General features: G+C 72.3%; 10 protein-coding genes. 2 read left to right on the top strand and 8 right to left on the bottom strand.

The genetic code is table 11. The annotated features are described in order from the left end of the window. Positions 1 to 48 precede the first annotated feature (48 nt). Genes NOSIN_RS05060 through eccD form a run of 4 tightly spaced genes read right to left on the bottom strand, consistent with a single transcriptional unit; the run spans position 49 to position 3,598 of the window. On the bottom strand, positions 49 to 351 hold the full coding sequence (locus NOSIN_RS05060; RefSeq protein WP_077689620.1) for a WXG100 family type VII secretion target: 303 nt from the start codon (positions 349 to 351) through the stop codon (positions 49 to 51). 50 nt (positions 352 to 401) lie between these two features. After that, on the bottom strand, positions 402 to 728 hold the full coding sequence (locus NOSIN_RS05065) for a WXG100 family type VII secretion target (RefSeq protein ID WP_236743302.1): 327 nt from the start codon (positions 726 to 728) through the stop codon (positions 402 to 404). Between the two features lie 22 nt (positions 729 to 750). Next, entirely contained in the window at positions 751 to 2,196 is a 1,446-nt protein-coding gene (gene eccB, locus NOSIN_RS05070) for a type VII secretion protein EccB (RefSeq protein ID WP_077689621.1), read from the bottom strand. Between the two features lies 1 nt (position 2,197). Continuing rightward, positions 2,198 to 3,598, bottom strand: a complete 1,401-nt coding sequence (eccD, locus tag NOSIN_RS05075; protein ID WP_077689622.1) for a type VII secretion integral membrane protein EccD — start codon at positions 3,596 to 3,598, stop codon at positions 2,198 to 2,200. Positions 3,599 to 3,815: 217 nt separating this feature from the next. On the opposite strand from eccD, the gene eccCa reads away from it, so the two are divergent. Further along, entirely contained in the window at positions 3,816 to 7,784 is a 3,969-nt protein-coding gene (eccCa, locus tag NOSIN_RS05080) for a type VII secretion protein EccCa (protein ID WP_077689623.1), read from the top strand. A 68-nt stretch (positions 7,785 to 7,852) separates the two neighbouring features. Here eccCa and NOSIN_RS05085 read toward each other — a convergent pair whose 3' ends face one another. Beyond that, positions 7,853 to 9,088, bottom strand: coding sequence for a S8 family serine peptidase (locus tag NOSIN_RS05085; protein WP_077689624.1), 1,236 nt, complete (start codon positions 9,086 to 9,088; stop codon positions 7,853 to 7,855). Positions 9,089 to 9,502: 414 nt separating this feature from the next. Continuing rightward, positions 9,503 to 10,078, bottom strand: a complete 576-nt coding sequence (locus tag NOSIN_RS05090; protein WP_077689625.1) for a CGNR zinc finger domain-containing protein — start codon at positions 10,076 to 10,078, stop codon at positions 9,503 to 9,505. Positions 10,079 to 10,181: 103 nt separating this feature from the next. Between NOSIN_RS05090 and NOSIN_RS05095 the strand changes: the two genes are divergently transcribed. Further along, positions 10,182 to 11,354 (top strand): epoxide hydrolase family protein, encoded by a 1,173-nt coding sequence (locus NOSIN_RS05095; RefSeq protein ID WP_077689626.1) that lies wholly within the window; start codon positions 10,182 to 10,184, stop codon positions 11,352 to 11,354. 290 nt (positions 11,355 to 11,644) lie between these two features. Here NOSIN_RS05095 and NOSIN_RS05100 read toward each other — a convergent pair whose 3' ends face one another. Both NOSIN_RS05100 and NOSIN_RS05105 read right to left on the bottom strand, forming a co-directional pair. Then, complete coding sequence (locus tag NOSIN_RS05100) at positions 11,645 to 12,514, bottom strand: toxin-antitoxin system YwqK family antitoxin (RefSeq protein ID WP_227015416.1); 870 nt, start codon at positions 12,512 to 12,514, stop codon at positions 11,645 to 11,647. Next, positions 12,501 to 24,431, bottom strand: coding sequence for a hypothetical protein (locus tag NOSIN_RS05105; RefSeq protein ID WP_077689627.1), 11,931 nt, complete (start codon positions 24,429 to 24,431; stop codon positions 12,501 to 12,503). The genes NOSIN_RS05100 and NOSIN_RS05105 overlap by 14 nt, the downstream gene beginning before the upstream one ends. Between the last annotated feature and the right edge of the window lie 492 nt (positions 24,432 to 24,923).

Here is a 24,923-nt window from a genome sequence, read left to right on the forward strand (position 1 = left end):
GCGCGCCGAGGGGAGCGGTGGGTCGCGCCCGCCCCTGGGGGAGGCGGACTACAGCAGGGCCTGCCAGTTCATGGCCTCGCGACCGTCGGTGGAGGCGTAGTTGTTGCGGATCTCGTTCAGAGCCGCCTCGGCCTTGCCCAGCAGGAGCTGCATGTCGACGACGTTGGCCCGCCAGGACGCGACCTTGCGGTCGTACTCCGCGGCCATGGCACCGTCGAGGTCTGCCTTGACCACCTGCATCTGGGAGTCGAGCGACTCGATCTGGTCCTGCACGGCCTTCGTCTGGGTGCGCAGCTCGTCGGTGGCCTCGTCGACGTAGGCGTAGCTGACGTCGAAACCGTTGATGGTCATGTTCTCGCCTTCCGGAGGGGGCTTGTGCTGGTGGGGGCGGCTGTCCGGCCTCAGCCGGGCTGGTTCGGGTTCAGCTCGCTCATCCACCGCGAACCGGTGATGACGGCCGCGTCCTCGGTGGCGTGCATGGCGTGGACGGTGCCGCCGAAGGTGCCGATCATCCGGTTCATGTCGTTGGTGATGAGCCGCAGCTCGTCCAGCCAGCCGACGACCGCCTCGCTGTACTTGTTGGAGGCCGCGCCCTGCCAGGACATGCGCAGCCTGTCGCGCGTGCTGTCCACGTTGGTGTAGATGGTGTCGCAGTTGCCGTGGGCCTCGGTCATCGCGTCCTGGGCGATGCGCTCGGCCTCGTCTGTGGTCCTTGTCCTCTGGTTCACGGGGTCTCCTCGGTTCGTTCCATCAGGGGCAGCCGGCGTCCTCGGCGGTGTTCGGGGGCGCCAGGGGGAGGGCGGCCGCCTCCGGGTCGAGCACCGGCCCGGAGGGCAGCAGCCGCAGGAGGGAGGTCGGGACCGGAACGGCCTGGCCGGTCTGGTAGCCGAGAGCGGTCAGGGCGGCGTCGTCGAGCACCGGGTACTTGGCCGGGCTGTCGGTGACGAGGTAGCGGGTGGTGGAGGCTCCTCCACCGCCCACGGGCCGGGCCGCGGCGAGGGCTCCCCGGCCGGAGGCGATGCCGACCAGGTCGGGGGTCGGGCATCCCGGAGCGATTCCGGGCTGCTCCTGCACCGGCCACGCCTCCACCCCGGCGGGGTCGTCCATGGTCAGCGACAGCGAGCCGTCGGGGGCCAGTCGCAGGCACGGAACGCTCGAACCGGCTCCGACCAGGGTCGGAGGGGACGCCGGGTGCCGGTCCTCCCGCGGGCCGGAGCCCTCGGCCAGCCGGGCGTGCGCCTCGCCCGCGGGGATCGGCAGCGCCTCGGCGGGGCTGTCGGGGTAGGCGGCGCCGGAGACGTCGGGGTCGGCCAGCAGCAGCAGCGCCTGCGTCGTGGTGAGCGGCACCAGGCCGTCCCTGGTGAGCAGGTAGTGCTGGACGTCCTGCTCGGCGGCGGACACCGCGAACACCTGTCCCACGCGCCGGGGCTCGCCCGCCGACGCGCCCGCGTCCTCACCGGCGCCCGGGACCTCCGGCGCGGTCAGGTCCGGGCCCGTGGGCACGGTGTTGAGGAACGCGGAGGTGACGGGCAGGGCGTCGCTGGTCCCGTAGCCGAGGGCCTGGACCGCGCCGCCCTCCTCGTCCAGGCGCAGGCGGGTGCCGTTCCACAGCAGGTGCGGGGCGCCGTCCGGCCCGGAGACCAGGACCGCCTGCTCCGCGGAGGGTGAGACGGGCGCGGGGGCGTCGCCGACCACCAGGGCCGTGCGGCCGCGCTCCCCCTCCTCGTCCTCGGGCAGCAGCGCGCACACCCGCCAGACCGACTCCTCCAGTCCCGCTTCCGTGGGCAGGGCGTCGGGCGCGCCGGCGATGCCCACGGGACCGCCCACGGGAACGCCCTCCAGGGACCTGGCCGAGACCAGGCTCACGGCGGCGTCGGCGCCCTGGACCAGGCGGGCCGAGGCGCTGTTGTCCACGGGGCGCAGCACCCCGGAGGAGTAGAGGTAGGAGGCCCCGGTGTCGCGGTCCACGATCAGCCGCCCCTCCTGGCGCCAACTGGTCGCGCCCCCGGGGAAGATGAGGCCGAACACGAGGAAGCCGACGCACAGCACCGCGGCGATCGCGATGCCGATGTAGGTGCCGGTGCGGGTGCGGCGCATGGGGGCGTCGACCGCGTCGGGGTCGCCCTCCAGCATGGCCGTGCCCAGTCGGCCCACGGTGAAGTTGTGGGCCATCACCCTGTCGCGACGTGACTGCATGTCAGCCGCCGATTCCGCGCAGGAGCGAGAACACGCCGAAACCGGCCAGGACCAGGGGCACGACGGCCACCGTCAGCAGCGACTGGATGATCTCGGCGGCCCGGCCCCAGTGGGGCAGGGGGCGTGTTCCCGGCAGGTTCCACGACACCACCGCCAGGATCGCGGAGGCGGCGAACAGGCCCACCATCGCCAGCGTTCGGGGCATGGGCTCGGCCGTCCACACCAGGGTCAGCACCAGCGCCGTCAGTCCGATCCAGGGCGGTGCGACCACGAACGACCGCTGCCAGGCCCCGGCCAGCCCGCGTGACTGGAGCAGCATCACCAGCGACACCACCACGCACAGCGTGGCCGGCACCCACCCGGAGGAGGCGGCGAGCACGACCAGGCAGGCCGCCAGGACGGCGCCGGTGGACGCGTACAGGGCGGTCTGGAACCGGTCGGCCAGCGCGGCGCGGTCCAGGACCCCGCGCGCCGGATAGGGCTCGATGCCCTCCTGGAGCTGATCGGGGTTGGAGGGCAGCGGCGGCAGTTTCAGGCCGGAGAGGCGGAAGGCGAGCTGGGGGGCGAACGTGCCCAGGAGCAGCGCGATGAGAGCCACCATCCCCGCCACGGCCGGGGCCACGGCGCCGGGGACGAACATCAGGGCCAGCGCGCCCAGCGCGCACAGCACCTCGGCGGTGAACAGCCCGACGAAGAAGGGCACGGAGCCCGCCACCACCGCGAGTCCGAGCACGCTGGCCCCCGCCGCGGTCACGGCGCCCGTGAGCACGCGCGCTCCGGTCAGGACGGTTCCGGGGTCGCCGGAGGGCACGGACGCCCCGGCCACCGCCATGTACAGGGTGGCCGCCGCGGCCAGGCCGGTGGCGGCGGTCAGGTCGCCCATGGCGCGCGAGGCCGCCCAGGCCGACAGCAGCATGAGGATCGCCGAGCACGCGGCGGACACCGCGGTCAGGAGTCCGGTGCCGCCGCTGACCAGGACGGCCAGACCAGTGAACAGCACGACCAGGCCCAGCGCCTGGAGCAGGACGCGCGTGGACTCGGGGCGCCACCTGTCGGAGCGCTCGCCCATGCCGGTCGCGACGCCGTCGGTCAGGTCGTCGAAGTGCACCGGCGGCAGCTGGTCGCGGCGGGGGCGCAGGTAGAGGGTCTCGCCGTGGCAGAGCCCCAGGGAGCGGAGGGTCTCGTCCTCCTCCAGGGGTTCGTCGCCCAGTTGCTGGAGGACCCATCCGTCGTGCTCCAGGCCGCTCTCGTCCAGGTCCTCGCCGTTGTCGCCCTCGGCGTAGAGCACGAGGGTGGGAAGGATCTCGGAGAGGGGGACCTCGGTGGGCGCCGCGATCTCGAAGGAGCGCCCGGGGGCGCGGATCAGCAGTCGGCACAGGTCCGGGGAGGCGACATCGTTCATCCGGTGGGGCCCATCATGAGGCGGGGTCGTGACAGGAGCGGAAGTGACGGTAACACTCCGACGGCCCATTTTGGAGGTGTGTTGTTTTAAATTTTGATGTCTGTCACTTTGATTGGCAATAGTAGTGTTCTGCTTCCGGCGTCCGGGTCTGGATACCGGTTACGGTCCCGGTTCCGGACCGCTCCCCGTTGTTACCTGCAAGGGAGGACCCCGCCCCGTGAGTACGATCCTCGTCCGCCGTCCTCCACGGCGTCCCGGGCCGGACCTGCCCTCAGGCGAGGTCAGCCTCCAGGAGCCCCCGGAGCTGCCCGAGGCGCAGGCCAACGTTTCGGCGGTGTTCACCTACCTGCCGATGGCCATGACCTCGATGGCGATGGTCCTGCTGTTCATCCGTCCCGGAGCGACGGGAGGGGGCGGCAGCTCCGTCATGCCCTACCTGGCGGGCGGGATGATGCTCGTGGGCGCCGTGGTCATGCTCGGCGGCCAGTACCTGCGCACCATGCTGGAACGCCGCCGCCAGCTCAACGACGACCGCCGCGACTACCTGCGCTACCTCAAGCAGATGCGCACCCGCCTGCGGGGAGTGGTCACCGAGCAGCGCGACGCGATGCTGTGGCGGGCGCCCCACCCGGACGCCCTGTGGTCGATCGTGCGCACCTCCCGGCTGTGGGAGCGGCGGGGCACGGACGACGACTTCGCCGAGGCGCGCATGGCCGTGGGCGAGCAGGCACTGTCCATGGCCATCTCCCCGGTCTCCTCCAAGCCGGTGGAGGACCTCGAACCCCTCAGCGCCCACGCGCTGCGCCGCTTCATCCGCGCCTACGGAACCGTCGAGGACCAGCCGGTCCAGATCTACCTGCGCGGATACTCCCGCATCACCATGCGCGGCGACCTGGACGCCGGCCGCGGCCTCGTCCGCGCCCTCCTCGGCCAGCTCACCGTCTTCCACGCCCACGACGAGCTGCGCGTCGCCGTGTGCGCCTCCGCCGAGTCCCTGCCCCTGTGGTCGTGGGCCAAGTGGCTGCCCCACAGCCAGCACCCCACCGCACGCGACGGCGCGGGCCAGGCACGGCTGCTGTGCACGGACGCGATGGAGCTCGAACAGCTCGTCGCGGACCTGGCCGACCGCCCCCGCTTCGACCCCGCCGCCGCCCCCAGCCGCGAGGAGCCCTTCACCGTCATCGTCGTGGACGGCGGGCGCGTCCCCCCCGGGTCGCGCATGCTGGGCGGGGGCTACCGCAACGCCGTCGTCATCGACGTCGCCGACCCGATGCCCCCCGAGGACGACCCCTACACCCTGGCCCTGCGGGTGGAGTCCGAGCGCCTGGTGATGCTCTCGCGCGACCACAGCGGCCGCGACACCGAGGAGGTGCTGGGCCGGCCCGACTCCCTGAGCCTGCCCCGCGCCACCTCCCTGGCCCGCCTGCTCTCGCCCTACCGGATCGGCATGGTCGCCGAGGTCACCGAGCCGCTCACCACCGACTTCGAGCTGACCACGCTCCTGGGCATCCCCGACCTGCACCGGCACGACTCCGAGCGCATGTGGAGCGAGCTGCACGAGAAGGACCGGTTGCGCGTGCCCATCGGCATGAACGCTGACGGAGCGCCGCTGGAGCTGGACCTCAAGGAATCGGCGCTGGGCGGCATGGGCCCGCACGGCATGCTCATCGGCGCCACCGGCTCGGGCAAGAGCGAACTGCTGCGCACCCTGGTGCTCGGCCTGGCCCTGACCCACTCCTCCGAGACCCTCAACTTCGTGCTCGTCGACTTCAAGGGCGGCGCCACCTTCATCGGCCTCGACAAGCTGCGGCACACCTCCGCTCTCATCACCAACCTGGCGGACGAGGCCATCCTGGTGGACCGCATGCAGGACGCCCTGCACGGCGAGCTGGTCCGCCGCCAGGAACAGTTGCGGGCCGCGGGCAACTTCAGTTCGGCCCTGGAGTACGAGAGGGCCCGCGAGACCAACCCGGACATGGAGCCGATGCCCACGCTGTTCGTGGTCGTCGACGAGTTCAGCGAGCTGCTCGCCGCCCACCGCGACTTCATGGACCTGTTCGTGATGATCGGGCGTCTGGGCCGCAGCCTCGGCGTCCACCTCCTGCTGGCCTCCCAGCGCCTGGACGAGGGCCGCATGCACCAGCTGGAGGGCCACCTGTCCTACCGGATCGCGCTGCGCACCTTCTCCGCCATCGAGAGCCGCGGCGTGCTCGGCGTCCCCGACGCCCACCAGCTCCCCTCCTCCCCGGGCAACGGCTACCTCAAGACCGACACCGAGACCCTCACCCGCTTCAAGGCCGCCTACGTCTCCGGTCCCTACCGCGTCAAGCGCCGTGCCGCCCGCAGGAACACGGTCGGCGGCGAGGTGGTGCTCTTCACCGACACCCCCGTGGCCGCGAACGCCCCCGAACCCGAGCAGCCCGAGGCCCAGGAGGAGGAGAGCGGCGAGTCCCTCCTCGCGACGGCGCTGGCGCGGATGGACGGCCTCGGCCCGGCGGCCCGCGAGGTGTGGCTGCCCCCGCTGGAGGTGCCGCCGCTCGTGGACGGGCTGCTCGCCATGGTCGGCACCCGCCTGCCCGCGGGCGGTCTGGCCTGGCAGGGCAAGGGGACCACCCTGCGCGTGCCGCTGGGGATCATCGACCGTCCCTTCGAGCACAGGCGCCTGCCGCTGGTCGCCGACCTGGCCGGGGCCGGCGGGCACGTCGGCGTCGCCGGCGGTCCCCAGAGCGGCAAGAGCACCATGCTGGCCACGCTCATCCTCACCCTGGCGGTGTGCAACACCCCCGCACAGGTCCAGTTCTACGGGATCGACTGCGGCGGCGGCGTGCTGACCTCGCTCAAGGACCTGCCGCACGTGGGCAGCGTCGTCACGCGCACCGACGAGCGGCGCATCACCCGCACCGTCATGGAGATGAACGAGCTGCTCACCCGGCGCGAGACGTTCTTCGCCGAGCACGGCATCGACTCCATGGGCACCTACCGCAGGCGCCGCGCCGCCGGGGAGTTCGCCGACGAGCCCTACGGCGACGTCTTCTTCGTCATCGACGGCTGGGGCACCATCCGCCAGGACTACGCGGACCTGGTCGGGCCCATCGTCCAACTCGTGCAGCGCGGCCTCAACTACGGGCTGCACATCGTGGTCGCCTCCCCGCGCTGGGCCGATTTCCACACCGGTATCCGAGACCTGATGGGCACCCGCTTCGAACTGAGGATGGGCGACCCCGTCGACTCCATGGTCCACATGCGCGCGGCGCAGACCGTGCCCCGCGTGCCCGGACGCGGCATCACCGACACCAAGCACCACCTCCTCACCGGCCTGCCCCGCGCCGACGGCAACGCCGACTCGGTCTCGCTGTCCGCGGGCATGACCGAGCTCGTCGACCGCGTGCGCGCGGCCTGGACCGGACCGCCCGCCCCGCCGGTGCGCACCCTGCCCCCGCTGCTGCGCGCCAACGAGCTGCCCGGCTCCAAGCTCACCAAGGCGGGCGGCCTGAAGGTGCCCCTGGGTCTGGAGAGCCGTCGGATGCAGCCGTTCTGGCACGACTTCGGCGTCACACCGCACCTGCTCGTGGTCGGCGACACCGAGACCGGCAAGACGACCCTGCTGCGCCACATCACCAACGCGATCCGCAGCCACTACGGTCCGACCACCGGCCGGGTCGTCCTCGCCGACCAGCGCCGCCAGCTCTACGACGCCGTGCCCAAGGAGATGCAACTGGGCTACGCGGTGTCGGGCGAGAACGTCAAGGAGATGATGGCCGCGGCCGCGCAGGCCATGAAGGCGCGCCTGCCCGGACCCGACATCACCCCCGACCGCATCCGCAAACGCGACTGGTGGACCGGCCCCGAGCTGTTCATCGTCATCGACGACTTCGAGATGGTCTCCGGCAGCGGGCCCAACCCGCTGGCCCCGCTCCTGCCGATGCTCAGCCAGGGCGCGGAGATCGGCATGCACGTGGTGCTCGTGCACGCCGCGGGCGGTTTCAGCCGGGCCTCCTCCGACCCCGTCATCCGGTCGCTCATCGACTCCAACACGCCCAGCATCATGCTGTCCGCCCCGCCCTCCGAGGGCATGCTGTTCGGCAACATCCGGGCGCGGACGATGCCTCCGGGCCGCGCCCTGTGGATCTCACGCCGCGATCCGGTGGAGGTGCAGCTGGCCATCGCCGAGGGCGCCGAGGACTGAGCCCCGCGCGGGACGCGGAAAGGGGCCCGGGGCACACCGTGTGGTGCGCACCGGGCCCCTTCCGCGCGTCAGCGCACCGGTTCGCCGGGGGCGGCCGGACGCCAGCCGCGTGCGCGTCCGCGCTTGATCACCGCCCCGCCCAGGCCGCACAGCACGATGAGCAGGAGCGCGGCGGACACGACGGCCGCCGTGGGCGGCGCGTCCACCGAACCCTCGGGGGAGGGGCCGGGGACGAACCCCTCGCCCGCCACCCCGGCGGGGGCGCCGCCCGGGGTGACGGCCAACGCCGCCAGCGGGTCGACCCGGCCGTGCCCCGACAGCGGGTCCGCGTCCCCCCTCGGGGAGGCGTAGGCCGTGGTGGCCAGCCGCTCGCGCACCTGCTCGGCGCCCAGGTCCGGCTCCCGCGCCATGAGCAGGGCCGCGGCCCCCGCCACGAACGCCGCGGCCACGCCGTCGCCCGCGGTGGCCACGTGGCCGCCGCCCGGGCCGGTCCCCACCACCCGGTCTCCCGGCGCGGTCAGGTCCACGCGGGCCAGGTCGCCGCTGGGCAGGACCAGCGGTCCCCGGGCCACGGGCACGCCCTCCACGTCGTGCGCGGCCACGCTCAGCACCGCCGCGTGCTGGGCGGGGTGGCCCGGCATCGGCCCCCGCGACGTGGGGACCGTCGCCGGGGCCACGACCAGCGCGTCGGCCTCCTCGGCGGCGGCCACCGCGGACTCCAGGGCCGCGGACCCCTCCCACGAGCCCGTGCCCACCAGGACCACGCGGGCCCCGGAGTCCACCGCGCTCTCGATCCCGGCGGCGACCTCCTGCGAGGTGGCCATGCCGGTCCGGGGATCCCCCGTCGCCACGGCCGTCACCGACGCGCCCGGCGCCACCCCGAGCAGGCCGCTGCCCTCCACCCGGCGGGCGGCGACCACGCCGGCCAGCGACGTGCCGAACCCGAGGCAGTCGGTGGACCGCCCGCCCTCCACGGCGCCGGCCAGCGCGGGGACGCCGCCGTCCACCTCCGGGACCAGCAGCGCCACGCCCGCCCCCTCGCCGGTGCTCAGCTCGTGGGCCCGCGACAGGCCGAGGAAGTGGTGGGTCCAGGGGGTCTGCTCCACGACGTCCCCGCCGGCGGCCGCACACGGCTGGCTGTCGCCCTTGAAGGGGTGGACCTGCGTGAGTGAGACGGGGTCCCGGGGCGTCTCGGCCGCCGCCGGAGCCGCCGGGAGGGGTGCGAGGAGTCCCAGGGCCAGCGCCGCGGCGGCGGTGCGGCGGCGCCGGGACCGGGCCGTCCCCGGATCGGTGTGTGCGGTCACCTGCTGTGTGCTCCAGACTGTCCGGGGGTCCTCGGGGTGCTTCGCGTCCGGTGGGGCGACCCGGGCGGGGATACGTCCTCCCGCGCGGAGGTCGTGTGGGGGAGGGGCACGGGGAAAGCCCCGTTCCTGCGCCGGCCTCACCGCGGCGCGCCGTTTCCGGGGCCCGCTCACAGCCGTCCCGTCGGATCCCTTCCGCGCTGGACGGGACCGCGGCCGTCGCCGTGGGAGGAGCCGCTGTCTGTGCGGGCGGGGCCTCGGGTAGGAGGGCCGACTGCGGTAGCGTACTCGGTTTCCCGTGTACGTTCCATGAGCGTCCGGTGACCGGTTCGCGTCGTTTCCCGGTTCATCGCCGTCGGGACGCCGCTGGTGACCGCGTCGGTCACGGCCCGCACCACGTGCTTGCCCGGGTAACGATCACTCCGCTGATCTGGGTTTTTTGTGCTGGTTGGCCTTGAGGCGCGCTTTCTTCTGCCGATTCCCGCACGTGTTCATGTCACACCATCTGCGGGTGCGGCTCTGGCTGGTGTCGAAGAACGCGGCCTGGCAGGTCGGTGACGCGCACAAGGCCAGTCTTCCGTCTCGTTCGCCCGCGATGACGCTGATCGCGTCGGCGGCGATCACGCTGAGGGCGTCCTCCACGCGGGAAGCCGAGCTGAGCCGCCATCGCCGCTCACCCCCGGGCGTCAGGACCGCCGCGGCCCGGCCCTGGGCGCTGCGGTCGTTGATGACGTGGACGGCGGGGGCGGGGAGAGCCTGCTGCGACGCGGCCGCTGTCGCGGCGGCGTGGATCGACTCCCTCAGCTCCCGGGCGAGGTCGAGCTGGGCGGTGGTGCAGGAGTCCACGGCGAGGCCGTTCACCGCCAGCCAGTCGACGAGTCGGTGCGGCGTGGGGATGCGCTCCACGGCGTTGCCGCGCCGCTCCGTCAGGGTCGCCGTGAAGCTGGTCGCGAGCACGTTGCCGAGGCGGAAGTCAGGGAACTCGGCAGGCATGGAACCACCTTAGCAGGTTGCACTTTGGAGCGGAGGCCTGCTAGAACCGTCTAAGAAGGTTCTCGGTAGATCGTGACCGGTTCCACGACGGCCAGGAGGTCCCATGTCCGGTCCAACCAGCGACGTGCAAGCGTTCGAAGCCCACGCAACCGACGCCGACCTCGACGATCTGCGCGCGCGACTGGCCGCGGCACGGCTGCCCGAGGCCGAGACGGTCTATCGCCCCGCGCCCGATTCCCGCCGATGGGAACAGGGCGTTCCCCTCGCCGACCTCGCCGATGTCGTGGACTACTGGCGCACCGGGTACGACTGGCGGTCGTTCGAAGAGCGCCTCAACCGGATCGGCCAGTTCCGCACGACCATCGACGACCTGGGAATCCACTTCCTGCACCGCCGATCCCCGCGCGCCGACGCCACTCCGCTGATCTTGACGCACGGCTGGCCGGGCAGCATCGCCGAGTTCGTCGATGTGGTGGACGAGCTGGCGGATCCGAAAGACGCGGATGCGCCGGCGTTCCACGTGGTGGTCCCGTCGCTTCCAGGCTTCGGTTTCAGCGACAAGCCGGCCACCACCGGGTGGGGAATCGAAAAGATCGCGGCCGCATGGGTCGAACTCATGGGAAGGCTCGGATACAGCAAGTTCCTAGCCCACGGCGGCGACTGGGGAAGTAATACCACCACGGTCCTCGGCGGCAGGTTCCCGGCACACGTTCTCGGCATCCACACAACGGTCGCGCATGCCTCGCCCGGACTGACGACGGACGGGCTGACGGCGGTCGAGCGCGAGTGGGCCGAGGAAACCCGCGATTTCTGGCACAACCGCGCGGCGTACGCGAAACAGCAGGCGACCCGGCCGCAGACCATCGGCTACTCGCTCGTCGACTCACCGGTCGGGCTCCTTGCCTGGATCCTCGACAAGTTCGCCGAGTGGTCGGACACCGAGGACAGCCCGTTCGAGACGATTTCCAGAGACCGCGTTCTCGACAACGTCACCCTGTACTGGCTGACGCGGACCGGCGCGTCGTCGGCCCGCATCTACTACGAAAGCCACAACTCGCTGGACCCCGGACTCCGGGTCGACGTCCCGTCGGCGATCAGTACCTATCCCCGCGACATCGAGAAGTACCCGCGCCCCTGGGCGCGGGAGCGGTACCGGCACATCGTCCGGTGGAGGGCGCCCGAAACCGGGGGGCACTTCCCGTCGCTGGAGGTTCCCGAGTATTTCGTCAAGGACCTGCAAGAGGGCCTCGCGGCGGTGCTGGCCGCCCATCGGTGAACGCGGCCCGGCGACCCCGGCTCCGGACCACCGGCTGGTCCGGCCCAGGGCGTTGCCCGACGGCTTCCGGACCGAGTTCGCCGAGACGGCGGAACGTGGTCGGACAGGGCGCGGCGAAGACGGCGTGGAGCATGTCGGGGTCTTCCGGACGGTGGACCCCGACGCCCACCCGCCGACACCCGCCCCCGACCGCATCCTCAACCGCGGAAGGGCCCGCTTCCCTCGGAGCGGGGGCTCCACGGAAGGTGGGGCGGGGGCTCCGCGGGCCGCCGCGGCGGGTGTGGTGGCCTTCAGAGCCAGGGGGCGGGGTGCTCCGCGCCGGTTTCGGGGTCGCGGGCCAGGCGTGTGGGGGGCCTGCGTTCCTCGCGGGTGATGTTTCCGGACCGGTCGAGTTCGCGGACGATGACGCGGTTGCCCAGGGCGTCGTGGACGATCTCACGCAGGAGCCGTCCTTGCTCGTCCCACTGGTGCCAGGGGCCGACGGGGCCGTGGGGGTGCTGGGTGATGCCCTGGATGACGAGTTTGCCGCTGGGCGCCCAGGTCAGGGTGGGGCCGTCCTCGACGCCCTCGACGAAGGTGTGCATCTGGGCCCGGCCCCGGCGGTCGCGGGTGACGGCCTCCCCGGTGTAGGGCGTGCCCTTCAGCAGAACCCGGCGGCCGAGCCCCTCCACGTCCGAGACGGTGAGGGCGTCGAGGCCGACCGCGGGCAGGAAGCCCCCGTGTTCGGGGGGCCGCATGTCCGGGGCCAGCCTGATCCTTTGCCAGGGCAGGAACACCCTCTCCCCGGTGGCGGGGTCGAACCCGCCGAACTGGGCCTCGTGGCGTTCTTCGCTGACGAGGCGGCCCGAGGCGTCCCACCGCCGGGAGAGGCGGTGGTTGCCGGAGACGTCGTTGACGTACTCGAACACCAGGCGGCCCTGGGCGTCCCAGTGGTGGGAGGGGCCGACGGGCAGTCCTCCGGTGGCGAGATTGCCCAGGGAGACGAGCTGGCCGCGGCCGTTCCAGGAGAGGTCGGGGCCGCTCGCGACGCCGTTGACGAAGGTGCGGGCCGTCACCTCGGTCTCGTCCGCCTCCACCACCTGTCCGGTGAAGCCTTCGCCGTGGAGTACGGCTGTGGTCTCCTCCAGGTGGTCGAGCTCCTCGTCGTCAACTCTGCGCATCGGGGAATCCGTCGTTGTATTTCCTGGACCATTCCGGGTGGCCCGGGGGGTGTGAGTTCTTTCCGGAGCGGGGCGCGCGTGCCCCCCTGGTGATCCGGGTGCAGTTCGCGCAGCACGGGCAGATCGAACCGTCGTTCTTGAGGGTGAACCAGGTGTCGAGTTGGAAATCGCTGATCTCCGCGTCGTCGCGTTCCCAGAGGAGTGTGTTGATCGCCTTGATCTCCGCGTGCCGGGTGGGGAGGTCGTTGTGGGGATAGGAGCTGGTTCTTTGGGTGGTTCGGCCGTCTCTGCCGGTCACCATCATGGGTTCGCCGGTGAGGGGATCGTACATGTGGTATCCCCTCTCGCTGTACATGGCGTCGATGCGCTCTTTCAGTCTGGGGTGTAGTCGGTCTTCGGGGATGACGGAGAACCTGGCTCTTCCGTTGAGCCCTTCCGCTACGGTTCCGGTGACGCGGTCCACGACGATCGCGTTCACCGCGCCGTTGACCGCCCCCAGGTCGTTCCTGGCGAGGATGACCTCGGTGAGGGGGTTCGCGTCCGGGTCCGAGGGGGGATTGACGTCGGGTCTGTGGAAGGTCCTCGAATCAACCCTGACGGGGATCTTTTCTTTGAAGATGTTCTTGATCTCCGCTACGCGCATGGTGAGCAGGTCGTTCTGGAATTCTTGTAGCGGCTTTCCGTCGACCGTGATTATCCTTCCGTTGTCGTCCTTTCCTGTGCGGTTGTCGGGGATGGTGCCGAGGATTCTTCCGTCGGTGAGGTCACTCGGGAACCAGGGGTCTCCTTCGGGTTCGCCTTCCAGTCCGAGGATCTCGGTGGCTGGTCTGTTGTCTTCTTCCTGGGTTTCCCGGGTGTCGTCTTGGTCGGTGTTCTCGGTGTTCTCGGCTCCGGCGGAGACGTCCGTGTGCCGGTCCTGCCCGGTGGTGCCGGGAACGCCCTCCTGGGACGCGGAGTCGGATTGCGGCTGTGCGGAGGAGTGACCGCCGTCCCCCTCCGGGGCGGGGCCTCCGCTGCCGCCGGACCGGTCGCCGCCGGAACCCTCGCCGCCTCCGGTGCCGTCCTTGTCGTCGTCCTTCTTCCGGCCGTTCCCGTCGGGGGTGTCCTCGGAACCGTCCCCGTCCCTCGCCGTCCGCCCGTCCCCGTCCTCGGGCTGCTTCCGGGGCGGGCCGGACTCGGTCGCCTCGGGCGCTGTCCGGGGACCCGCGGTCTCCCGTACCTGGTCGCCGTCGACGGTCAGAGCGGGCCCGGCCGCCGCCTCCTCCCCGGAGGAGGTGCGCGTGGTGTCCTGCGCGGAGCCGCCGTCTGCGTTGTCCGCGGGGCCGTTCAGCGCCTGGTCGAAGAACGCGAACAGGTCGGACGCCGGGTCGGAGGGTTCCTCCGGGAGCGGGGGCTCCTTCTGCTGGGAAGTGTCCCCGTGCTCCCGGGGCAGGACGTGGGAGTCCCCGTCGCCCTCGGCCCGGGAACGCGGGCGGGGTTCCGTGCCGGAGGTCTCCTGGGGGACCGGCAGGGGCGGTTGCGCGGTTGCCCCGCCCCGCGGCCGTCCGTCGGGATCGGGGGCCGCCTCGGCCGGGGCGGGGGAGCGCCGTGCTTCCTGTGCGGGACCGGTCTCCGATCGGGGAGTGGGCTGGTTCCCGGGGGTGTGGTGCGTTTCCGGCGGGGTGGCGGAGCTCTGTCCTCCGTGGTCGGGGAGCGAGTCCCCTTCCGTCCACCGCGGCGGGGTCGGCGGGCGCCCGAGGTCCGGGTTCTCGAAGAACCGGTCCCGCTCCTCCGGCGACCTCGTGGACGGGCCGGCCTCGGACAGGCCACCGGTCCCCGGCTCGGGCGCGGGGGCGCTCCCCGCCTGGGGCCCGGGCGCGGGCGGTGCGCCGTTTCGCTCGGCCTCCTTCGGCCGGAGGTTGAGGTCCGAGCCGAACTGGTCGAGAAGGCCGGGTTCGGCGCTTCGCCGCCCGGTGCCCTGCTCGGGCCGCTGGTCGCCCTGCTCGGGCTGTCGGTCGCCCCGCTCGGTTCGCCGGTCGTTCCGCTCGGGCAGCTCGATGGCCTCGGGATCGGCGGCGGGGTCCTGGGTGTTCCCCTGCGGCGGGGGCGGCGGCTCCTCCTGGACGGTGTCGAGGGAGGGCGCGCTCTGCGTGCGCGGGCGGGGGAGGGCGGTGGGGGCGGCCAGCCCCTCGCGCAGCTGCCTGAGCGCCGTCTCCCAGTCGCGCTCCGCCGTGTTGAACTCCTCCAACCGGTCCCGGTAGGCGGTCTCCAGGTCGTCGTAGCGCTGCCGGACCCGCGGGTCGTCGGGGGAGGCGATCCGGTCGGCGGCCGCTCCGTCCAGCGGCAGACGGGCTTCGAGGTAGGCCTTCTCGGCGTCGCCGAGCGCCTTCTGAGCAGCGTTGAACCGCTCGGTCAGGGGGGCGGTCCGGGCGGTGTCGCCGGGGGTGAGGACGCCCAGCTTCACCGCGTCGCCGTGGGAGAGCCAGACGGTCACCTTGGCGGAGGTCTCACCCCGCTGCCACCGGGCGGGGCGGGACGGCCCGGGGGCGGGGGCGCTCCGGTCGCCGAACACGCCGCGCACCTTGGCCGCGGTGTACTTGCCCGCGGACGCGGCCTTGTCCCCGACGTAGCGCGCCGAGCGCTTGTACCAGGGACCGCGCAGCTCGGACCTGGCGCCGACGGCCCAGTCGGTGTCGATCTCCACCAGGTAGGCGGGGCCGGTGCGGACGCGGTCGGAGTGGGGAGGCTCCTTCGGCTTGCTCCCCCGCGCGGTGTCGCCCCCGGACGTGGACGATCCCGTGGCGCCGGCCGAGCCGTAGTGGGTGGCCGTCGTCGGCGGCCCCGTCCCGGTGCGTCCCGAGGGGCGCGCGTCGAACCCCGTGGTCGTCGTGGACGAGTCGTTGTGGAAGGGGGAGAACGTCCTGCCCGACTCCGAGGAGTCGGTCAGGCGCACGCTCGGGTTGTAGTCGATGACGCGCGCCGTCTCCGGCCGGGGCACGGCGCGCACACCCCACGTGGTCCGGCCCATCTCGATCAGCTCGGTGCCCGCCTCGGCGTTGGCCTCGGGGAAGAGGGCCTTGAGGGCGATCCCGTTGAGGGACTGGTCGATGGCGTTGTTGCGGGAGTTCAGCTCCAGTTTGTCCGCCGCGTACTCGGCCGCCTGCCTGACGGAGTCCGGGGTGTAGCGCCCGTCGCGGACGGAGCCCTCGGGAGGGGTCCAGCCCAGCGACCTGGCCACGACGACGTGCGCGAGGTCGCGGACGTCCCTGCCGTTGTCCTCGACGGCCGTGGGCAGGACCACGGCGTCCTTGAAGTCGCCCCGGGAGTCCGGGTCACTGGTCCGCGACCAGTTGCGCATCATGTCGGCCAGTGAGGCGTGGTGGTCGTTGGAGGGGTTCTCCGGCGAGGTCCGGTTCCCCGCCCGCCTGCGGTCGCCGTCCGGCCTGGTGGTGTCGTTCCCGCCGGCGGTGTCCCCTTCTCGCGGAAGGTCGAGATAGGGGGTCGGGTAGAGCGCCTCCACCCGTCCCGAGTCGCCCGTACCGGTGAAGTCGCGCCGTCCGCCCGAGCCCGGCGTCTCCCGCGTCAGGGAGTTGGCGAACCCCTGCTTGTCGGATATGTGCAGGTCGATCGTCAGCCGCGTGTCCGAGGACACCCGCGCGTAGGGCGTCTCCATGGTCAGGCCGATGGAGCGCTTGTCCGTGTTCCGGGCGATTCCGCCGTTGCCGTGCGCGTTCGCCGCGGAGGCGTCGCCGTACAGGCCCATCAGGTAGGGGCGGCTCGGCGGGCTGGCGCCCCCGGGCTGGTCGCCCCCCGACCGGGGCAGCGGTGTCAGGAGAGAGCCCTGTGCTCCCGCCGACGCGGAGCCCTCCTCGCCCTGCTGGAGCCTGTCCCCGCTCTCCCAGCCCTGCCGCTGCCGGTACTCCGTCTTGCCGCCCAGGTACTTGACCTCCGTGTCGCCCCTGTCGAGCCGCAGGTTCACGGTGGCGTCCAGGGAGAGCGGCGCGGTCGTCGGGGCGTTGAGGTCGCCGATCGAGTGGTCGATGGGGCGGACCTTCACCGATACCGGCGTTCCGGTGTTGGGGTTGAGCCCCGTGTGGGAGTTGAGGGTGTGCAGGATGGTCTCCCGGCTGTCCCCGGTCAGCTCCCATCCCTGCGAGGCCAGGTCGTCGGCGAGGCTCTGGAGGGCCTCGTCCGGGTCGGCCGGCCGGATCATCCTGCCGGAGTCCTCGAAGCCCGGGCGCGGCCGCACGGACGCGGGCCGGTCGGGCTCGGGCTGGGGGACGCGGACCGGCCCGCTGTCGGTCTCCTCGACCCGGTCCTCGACCAGGCCCGCCTGGTGGGCGTCGCGGATGTGGACCAGCCCGGTGACCAGGTCGCGGACGTCGGCCTGCCAGCCCCGGTAGCGCGCGGCGCGGGGGATCGTCGGCCCGATGCTCCAGTTCTTGACGAACTCCATCGCCTGGGTCACGCGCCCCGAGGCGGAGAACGCGTACGACATCGGGATCTTGGGGTGGAACTCGACCGTCTCGGAGAACTTCGAGGTGGGCTTGGTGTTGGTGTAGCGGTCGAACAGGCTCTTTCCCGCTGAGGGGCCGAGCTGGATCAGGGGAGCGCTCGCGGAGTCGGGCGCGGGGGCGGTGCCGTCGGCGGGCTGCCCGGACGGCTGGACGGGGTTGGTGTTGAACCGGCCCCCGCCGGTGGCCAGGACGGACAGGTCGGTCCTCTTCCCCGTCCTGGTGAACACCTCCAGGGTGTTCCTGTCCTTCCAGACGATCGCGCCGTCGGACTGCTCGAAGCGGTCGACCGAGTCGATGTCGAACCGGGTGGCCGTCGTCGCGCGGACGTGGTGCGGGGAGAGCAGGCCTCCGCTCATCTCCGTGCGCGTGCGGGTGCCGCCGGAGGACTGCAACGCCGGATTCCCGGCGAGGTTCTCCGGGGAGAGGGCGTTGGCGTAGAACTGCCTGCTGCCCTGGCCCCGGACCAGGAAGTGCCGCAGCTTGCGCTCGAAACCGAACCTTCCGGGGGTGCGCTGGACGCCGTCGCCCCTCTCCCACGGCGGGACGGAGGAGAAGTTCTCGTAGGAGGCGTCGAGCAGGCTGCCCACCCGGTTGCCGTCGCCGGTGGTGAACCGGGTGTTGACGTGTTCGACGGTGGGCCCCAGGTCGCGGATCAGCTCGGCCCGGCGCTGTTGGGGGGTGCGGATGTCGGGGACGCCGTCGTGGTCGCTTCTCGACCGCTCCCGGTCCTGCCCGGTGGTGTCCGTGTCCGGCGCCGGGGCGGCCTCCGTGTCCTGCCGGCCGGTGGTGTCGTCGCCCGTGTCGGTTGTGTCGGTGTTGTCGCTGGTGGTGCCGGTGGTGTTGCCGTCGGTGCCCGTGGTCTCCGTCGTCGGCGGGGCCGGGGCCTCGCCGGTCCGGGTGCCGGTGTTCTGCTGCCCCGTGCTGCTTCCCGCCGTGTCCCGCTGCCCGGTACCGCTCCCCGCGGTGTTCTCCGGCCGCGGGGCGGGGTTGACGGGCGGTGCGCCGTCGCCCCGCCGTCCGCCCGGAGGCTGCTGGTCCCGTCCTCCGCCGAACCACCTCCTGACCGTCCCGGTCACGTCGCGCCGCTTGCGGACGCTGTCCGGCGCCGGCGCCGTGTGGCCGTCGATCAGCTCCTTGGCCCGCTCGACGGGTATCGGCCGGATCCGCGTGGCCTGCGGGGCGGTGCCGTTCCGGCCGCCGCGCTCTCCGCCCGTGACGGCCTTGGCCGTGTCCATCGTGGCCAGCGCCTCGACCGGGGCGTCGAGCAGGTCGTGCCCGCGGTCGGCCAGCGGCCTGTCGCCGCCCAGGACCATGCCGAGGTCGTCGTTCTCGTAGAGCTTCGCGGAGAACCGTGCCGTGGAGTTCCAGACGCTGGAGTCCTCCGCGTACTGGACGACCTCCTCGCTCTGGGCCTTGACGCCCAGGCCCCGGCCGCTCCCCTTGGTGCTGCTGAGCTGGCCGGAGACCGAGAACACGCCTCCGTCGCCCGGGTTCCCGGCCGCGTCGACGGCGTCGATCCGGCGGATGTAGGCGCCGCTGGTGAGCCGGGCCATCTTGCGCGTCTGCGAGCCGTCTCCGGTGGTGCGCTCGGAGGCGCCCGCGTACTCGCCTCCGGTGCCCCTCTTGGTCTCCCCCGCGTGCCTGAGGGAGGAGAAGTCCGCGGTGACGCGTACCGCGACGAACGGGGGGCGCAGCACGTCCTTGCCCGGCTTGAACAGCGCGCTGGGGTCGAACCTCCCCGTGTCGACCAGGTGGACGGGCTGGCCGTGCAGCGTCAGGTCGTCCGTGCCGCTCTTGAACGCGGACGCGGAGATCGCGTCCATGACCCTGTGGGTGTTGAAGACGGCGGCGTCGTGGTCGCGCCGGAAGGGGCGGTGCTCGCGCGTGGAACCGGTGAAGGGTCCCGCGGTCTCGTGGCCGGGCCGCCGCGCGAAGTCCTTCGGGTCGCGCGCCAGCTCGGGCAGGACCAGGCCCGGGCGCTTGGCGGCCAGTCCGGTCAGCACCTCGTACGCGATCTGCTGGTAGATGCTGCGCTGCTGCCCGTCGACGTCGCGGTACTGGCTGCCGTCGGGCCAGGTGAAGTCGCGGGGCACTGCTCCGTGGAAGGTGAGCGGCCGGTCCTCGGCCAGGTTCGGACGAGGGGGCCGCGGGACCTCGGACCGCTCCTCCCGGGGGCGCTGCTCCCCGTCCTGCCCCTCCCCCCGCCGCTGACGCTGTTCCCCGGCCCGGGTGTCCCCGCTGCCCTGGCTCCCGTCCTGCCCGTTCCCGGGCTGTTCACCCGCGGGTTGCCCGCTCCCGTCCTGGCCGCCCGCGGGCCGATGGTCCCCGGACCGCTGGTCGCCGTCGGTGTCGGGAGCGGCCTCGGGGGCGTCCACCGCCGGAGGCGCCGGCGCCGTGCCGTCCCCTTCCGTCTGGACGGGGGCGGGAGGCGCGGGCACCTTGTCCGAGGGCTCGTCCCCGTTCAGGATGCGGGCCTCCTGGACGGTGAGGATCTCGACGGTGTCGCCCTGGAAGCGGTACACGGTGGGCTCGCCGTCGAAGTGCACGTAGTAGTTGCGCTGGACGTCGTAGGCGGACGACGGGGTCTTGCCGTAGTTGATGCGGTTGGCCGATCCCGACGACGACCGTGAGCCCTCCTCGGTCGCCCGGCCCCGCACACCGCCCTCCAGGGCTATCGCGTCGACGCGGGCCTTGCGGGAGCCGCCCGGTACCCCGGCGTCGACGCTCACGCCCGCGCCCAGGCTCCCGCCGAGGACGTCGTGGTGGCGGAGCGTGGTCCCGCTCTCGCGTTCGGACTTGTTGCCCTTGATGTACTTCGCGGGCTGGATGGTGTGGGGCTTGGCGTCGTAGGAGGTGGGCACCGACTGGACGCTCACCAGACGGGGCGTGCCCGAGGGGTCGGTGACGGTGAAGACCGCCGGCCCCGAGGTCATCTTCGGCAGGTTGTTGCGGACGGACCTCTCCGAGAAGGTCTCCCCGACCTGGTCGCGGAAGGCGTCCAGCTTCTGCCGCCTGCGCTTCTCGACGGACGCGGGCGTCACCTTGTCCACCATGGGCCGCCACCACCCGCGGTCCTGTTCGGGGGGCCAGATGTGGTCGGCGACCCAGTCGGAGAAGGGCTTGTCGGAGGACCCGTCGCTCAGGCGGATGTCGCCCACCCACACGGGGTGTCCCTTGTCCGTGTGGGGGCCCGCGGGCCCGGCGTCGTCGTCCCGGCCGCGCTGGTGGTCCTCGGTCGCGAAGGGGTCGCGCAGGCGGATCGACTCCGGACCGGAGTTGGCCACGACCTTGCCCGGAAGGACCAGGAGCACCCCGTTGGGGGACTCGGCCCGGGCGTTCACGCCCTGGTTCGCCGGGGCGTCGTCGCGGGCCGGTCCGTTCCCCGGGGCGGGAACGGGGGTCAGGTCGAAGGACATGCTCAGGTCGGCGGCGTAGACCTCGGGCTTGCCCTTGATCTCGTAGCTGGTGTAGCCGTCGTGGATGCTGGCCGTCGTCTCCCCGGTCTGGCGCTGGCGCGTTCCGCCCGAGAAGCTGACGGTGAAACGGGGACCGATGTCGCTTCCGCCCACCGTGCCGAGGAGCAGGGGGGAGACCTGGAACCCCAGCCCGACGAGCTTGCTGCCGCCGTGGCCGCCGCCGCCCTCGGCCGGGTTGGCCTCCCCGGCCTCGTCCACCAGCTTCAGCTCGGTGGAGGCCGATCCCTGTTCCGGCTGTGTGGGCGCGTGGTGGAAGCCCTCGCGGGAGGGGTTGAGCCGCAGGTCCGCCCGCCATGTGGAGCCGTCCGCCCCGGTGACCGTCGTGGAGAACCCCTCCGGCCGGAAGAACGCGCTCATCTGCCTGCGCGCCTGCGCGTCGACCTGCTCCCTGACGGCGTCGCGCGCCTCGGCGTCGATGCGTCCGGCGCTACCGGAGAGGGTGTCGTCCACGAACGAACGCAGGTGTTCGGCGTGGATCATGCTGGAGTTCACCAGGCTGGACGTCAGCAGGTAGCCGATGTCGTAGGGGACGCCCGTCCGGTCCGGCGTCACGGAGCCCGGGTAGTTCCGGTCCGGGGTCTCCTCCTCCTGTTGTTGCTGCGTGTGCGCGTCGCCGGTGTCGTCGTCGCCGTTGTGGGCGGTGGTGTCTTCGGTGTCGTTCTGCGGAGGCGGGGGCGTGCGCTGGGGAGGTGGCGGGGGCGCCTGCTGCGTGTCCGCGTCGCTGTTGCCGGTGGTGTTTTCGGTGTTGCTCTGCGGAGGCGGTGGAGGTGGTGGGGGTGTGCGCTGCGGGGGTGGCGGGGGCGCCTGCTGCGTGTCCGTGCCTGTGTCACCGGTGTCGGCCGACGGTACCGGCGGCTCCGGTACCGCGCTGTCGGTGTCGGTCGGAACGGGCGCGGCGGGCGGTGGGAGCAGCGGCGTCTCCTGGTCCCGCGAGACGTCGTCCGTGCCCGGGGCGGGGCGCTTCCCGGAGGTGCCGCTGTTCGTGCCGCGGGTGTCGGAGCTGTTCTGGTGCGGTCGTCCGCTTCCCTCCCTCTCCGGTGCCGGAGCGGGGGCCGGGTTCTGGGTGCCTCCGGTCGAGGCCACCGGTGCCGGGGCGGGGAGGGGGTTCTGCTGACCGGGTGTCCATAGGGATCCGGGGGGCGGAGGGGCGTAGACCGGCTCGGGGCCCGGGTCCTCCTGCTGTTCCTGTTCCGGGTTTCCCCGGTCGGAGGAGGTGGCGCTCTCCGGTTGCCGCTGGGGTGAGGGTTCGGGTGAGGACTGGTGCTCCGGGGAGTCCTGTTGTTCGGCGCCGTGCGGAGGGAGCGGTGCGGGCGTCTCCTGGTCCGTGTCGTTCACCGCCGTGTCCTGGGCGGTCTGCTCCGTGTCGACCTGCTCCGTGTCGGCCGTGGGACCGTTCCGGTCGTCGCCTTCCTGCTGCGAACGGTTGGCGTCGTCCGGGGACACGTGGGTCTGCGCGCTCTCGGCGGACGAGGGCCGCTCCACGGTCGGCGTGTCACCGTCGCCGGAACCCGGGGGCTGCCCCTGGGGGTTGTCGGTACCGGCCGGGGTGGAGGGGGCGGACCGGTCCTCCTGCTCCTGCCCGTTCCCGGGGGAGGCGGGCGCGGTCCCCGGCTGAGCGGTTTCCGGTTGTGCGGGCCCCGTCTGCGCGGTTGGTGGCGCGGTGGTCTCCGTGCCCGGGAGAGGTGCTCCCTGGGCCGGGGGGAACTGTCCCGCCTCGGGGTTCGCGGGAACGATCTCGTTGAGGAAGTAGACCGTCAGCGGGTCGTTCGCCAGGCCGGGCGGGAGCGGGCCCGGAAGGAAGGGGTTGGATCCCAAACCGTGCGGAGAGGACTTCGGGTCCGGGGAACCGTACGGGGCGAACGGGTCCTTGTCGGCTCCGGGGGTCTTGAGGGGGTCGGAGAACGGGGTACGCGTGTCCTCGTCGTCGTGCACGCGCACGGTGTCGTCCGAGGGCCGGTCGGGGTCGTCGGGGTCGCCGAACTCGGAGCCGTTGTCGCTCCCGGTGTCGCTGACCAGGTCGGGAACGTCGTCGACGTCGGGAACACCGTCACGGCCGTACAGGGACGACCCGTCGTCCTGACGGTACGGGGCGGGGCCGTCGTCGCGGTCGTCTCCCCGCTGGGGTCCGTCTCCGCCGCGTTCGGGGGCTCGGCCGCCGGACGCGGCGGCCGGGGAGCTGTCGCCGTCGCGCTCGGGGGCCCGATCACCACCCTGGCCGGGGTCGTCGTTTCCGTGCCCCCACGGGCTGGTGCTGTCGGGGCCGACGCGGTTGTCGGTGCCGTTGCTCTCGGTTTGTGGTGGTGGGGGTGGGGTGAGGTGGGGTTTGTCCTTGTCTTGGAACAGGTCGGTGGCGGCCAGGGCGCTGTCGGTGGCGCCTTGTTGGATGCCTGCTTGGGTGGCGCCTGCGGTGGCGGACCAGGCGGAGGCGTCCCAGCCGCGTCCGTCGGCGAGGCTGCCCAGGCCTTCGCCGAGGTAGCCCTCGGTGGCTCCGCTGCCGATGCTGCCGCTGGTTTGTTGGGCGTAGGCGCCGGCGGTGGAGAAGTAGTCGGTGAGGGGTTTTTGGAGGGTGGCGGGCACGTTGGCGAGGTGGTCGCGCAGGTGCGGGGGCAGTCGGTCGCCGATGGTGTCGCGTAGGTGTTGTTCGAGGTGGGGGTTGTTCCAGTTGTGGGTGAGGGTGTGGGCGTAGTCGCGTCCGAGGTCGCGTGCTGTGGTTTCGCCGAGGTGGTGGCCGAAGTGGCGGGCGAAGAGGTCGGCGAAGTCGTTGTGTGCTGCGTTGGCTTTGGCGGCGTTGTCGAAGGCGCCTGCGCCGATGGGGCTGGCGGGGTTGTAGGGGGTGAGGAGTTCGTCGGTGTGGCGCCCGAACAGGGAGGCCAGGTCCTTGTTCAGGGACGGGGCCGGCAGGTCGGAGGGGGGTTCGTCCTTGGGCGAGGACGTACCCGGGTCCCGGTCAGGGTGTGCTGCCGGTGGTGTGTCGTCGGGTTTGCCGCCCGGCGGTGGTGTGTCCGTGCCGCGGTCGGGCCCGCCTCCGGGCGGTGGCGTGTCGGTGCCGCGGTCGGGTCCGCTTCCCGGGGGCGGGTCTTGCTTGAGGGGCCCTTTGGGGTCGGGCGGGGGCCCGCTGTGCGGTCCGGGCGGGGGGCTGTTCGGGGCGTCGTTGAGCGGTCCCGCGGGCGGTGGTCCGCCGTCGGGCCCGGGCCTGGTCAGGGGTGGTGGGTCGGGGAGTTGGTCGAGGTCGTTGAGGCTGTTCTTGAGGAGGTGGTGGAGGTTGGTGTTGAGCAGGCCGTCCATGCCGGCGGAGAGGACGGCGGAGAGTGCTCCTTCGATGGCGCCGCCGATGTGGGCGCTTTTGGTGAGTGTGCTGTCGGTGTGGGTGCGGGTGCCGCGTCCGATTTGGATGCGTTGGATGATGCTGTCCATGCTGGCGAAGATCTGGCTGATGATCTGGTGGCTGGGCACGGTGATCACGAGCCAGGCCAGGATGCGGCGCATGGCCAGGCTGCGGATGGCTTTGAAGACGGGGATGAACTTCAGGGTGGCGCCGAAGGTGAACTTGGCGGTGGCGATGGCCCAGGCGATCTCGGCGAGGAGTTGGATGAACTGGCCGATGACCATCATGTGCATGTACTCGACGTTGGCGCCGGCTTTGCGCAGCTCGGTGGTCATGGTGGCCGAGTTGTCCTTGGCTGAGCCGACGTAGTTGTTCTCGCCTTGGGTGAACTGGTTCAGGGAGTGTTCGTAGTAGCGGGCGGTGCGGCCGTTGAAGTTGCGGCGTACGTGGGTGCGGCTGAGTTGGATGAGTTCGTCGAGGGTGTTGAGGCGGTGGATGAGGGTGGTGTAGACCTCGGCGGCGTGGAAGAGCTTGGCGGGGTTGGCGCGGGGGACGTCGATGCCGGTGAGGGCTTTGATCGCGGTGCGTGAGGAGTCGGGCATGTTGTGGTCCAACGGCATACGCGATTCCACCTCCCCGGCCGGGCCGCTACGCGGGCACGAAAGTAGCACCGGGGAAGTCGCGATGATCGGTGGCCCATTCGCCGGACCGGAACCCTCGGTGGCGTCCTCGCGGTCAGTTCCCAAAGCTCATGGGCGTGCTCCGGGAGCGGCGGGGAATTTTTGGAACGCGTTTCACCCGATCGGCGTGCCGCGTATTTCGATAACGGTTCTCCTGGAGCCGACCGGTTATTCTCTTCCTGTTCCCCTTGCGGCGGGTCGCGCTCGCGGAGGAGGACTGGTCCGGAGTCCGGGCGGGAGCCTGGTGGCGGCGGGTCGGAAGCCGGGCGGGGGCGCGGATGAACCCGTGTCAGCCGACACCGGTCGCCGCGTCCGTGGGGGGAGTCGACCCCGGTTCCGGGGGAGGCGGTCGTCGGCGGGTCTGCTTTCGCGGCGGCGCCCTTGTCGGGGCGGTTCGTAGCAAGGAGGTCGTTCATTTCCTGTTCCACGGAA

The sequence above is a fragment of the Nocardiopsis sinuspersici genome, from assembly GCF_001998325.1.
GTDB classification, from domain to species: Bacteria; Actinomycetota; Actinomycetes; order Streptosporangiales; family Streptosporangiaceae; genus Nocardiopsis; species Nocardiopsis sinuspersici.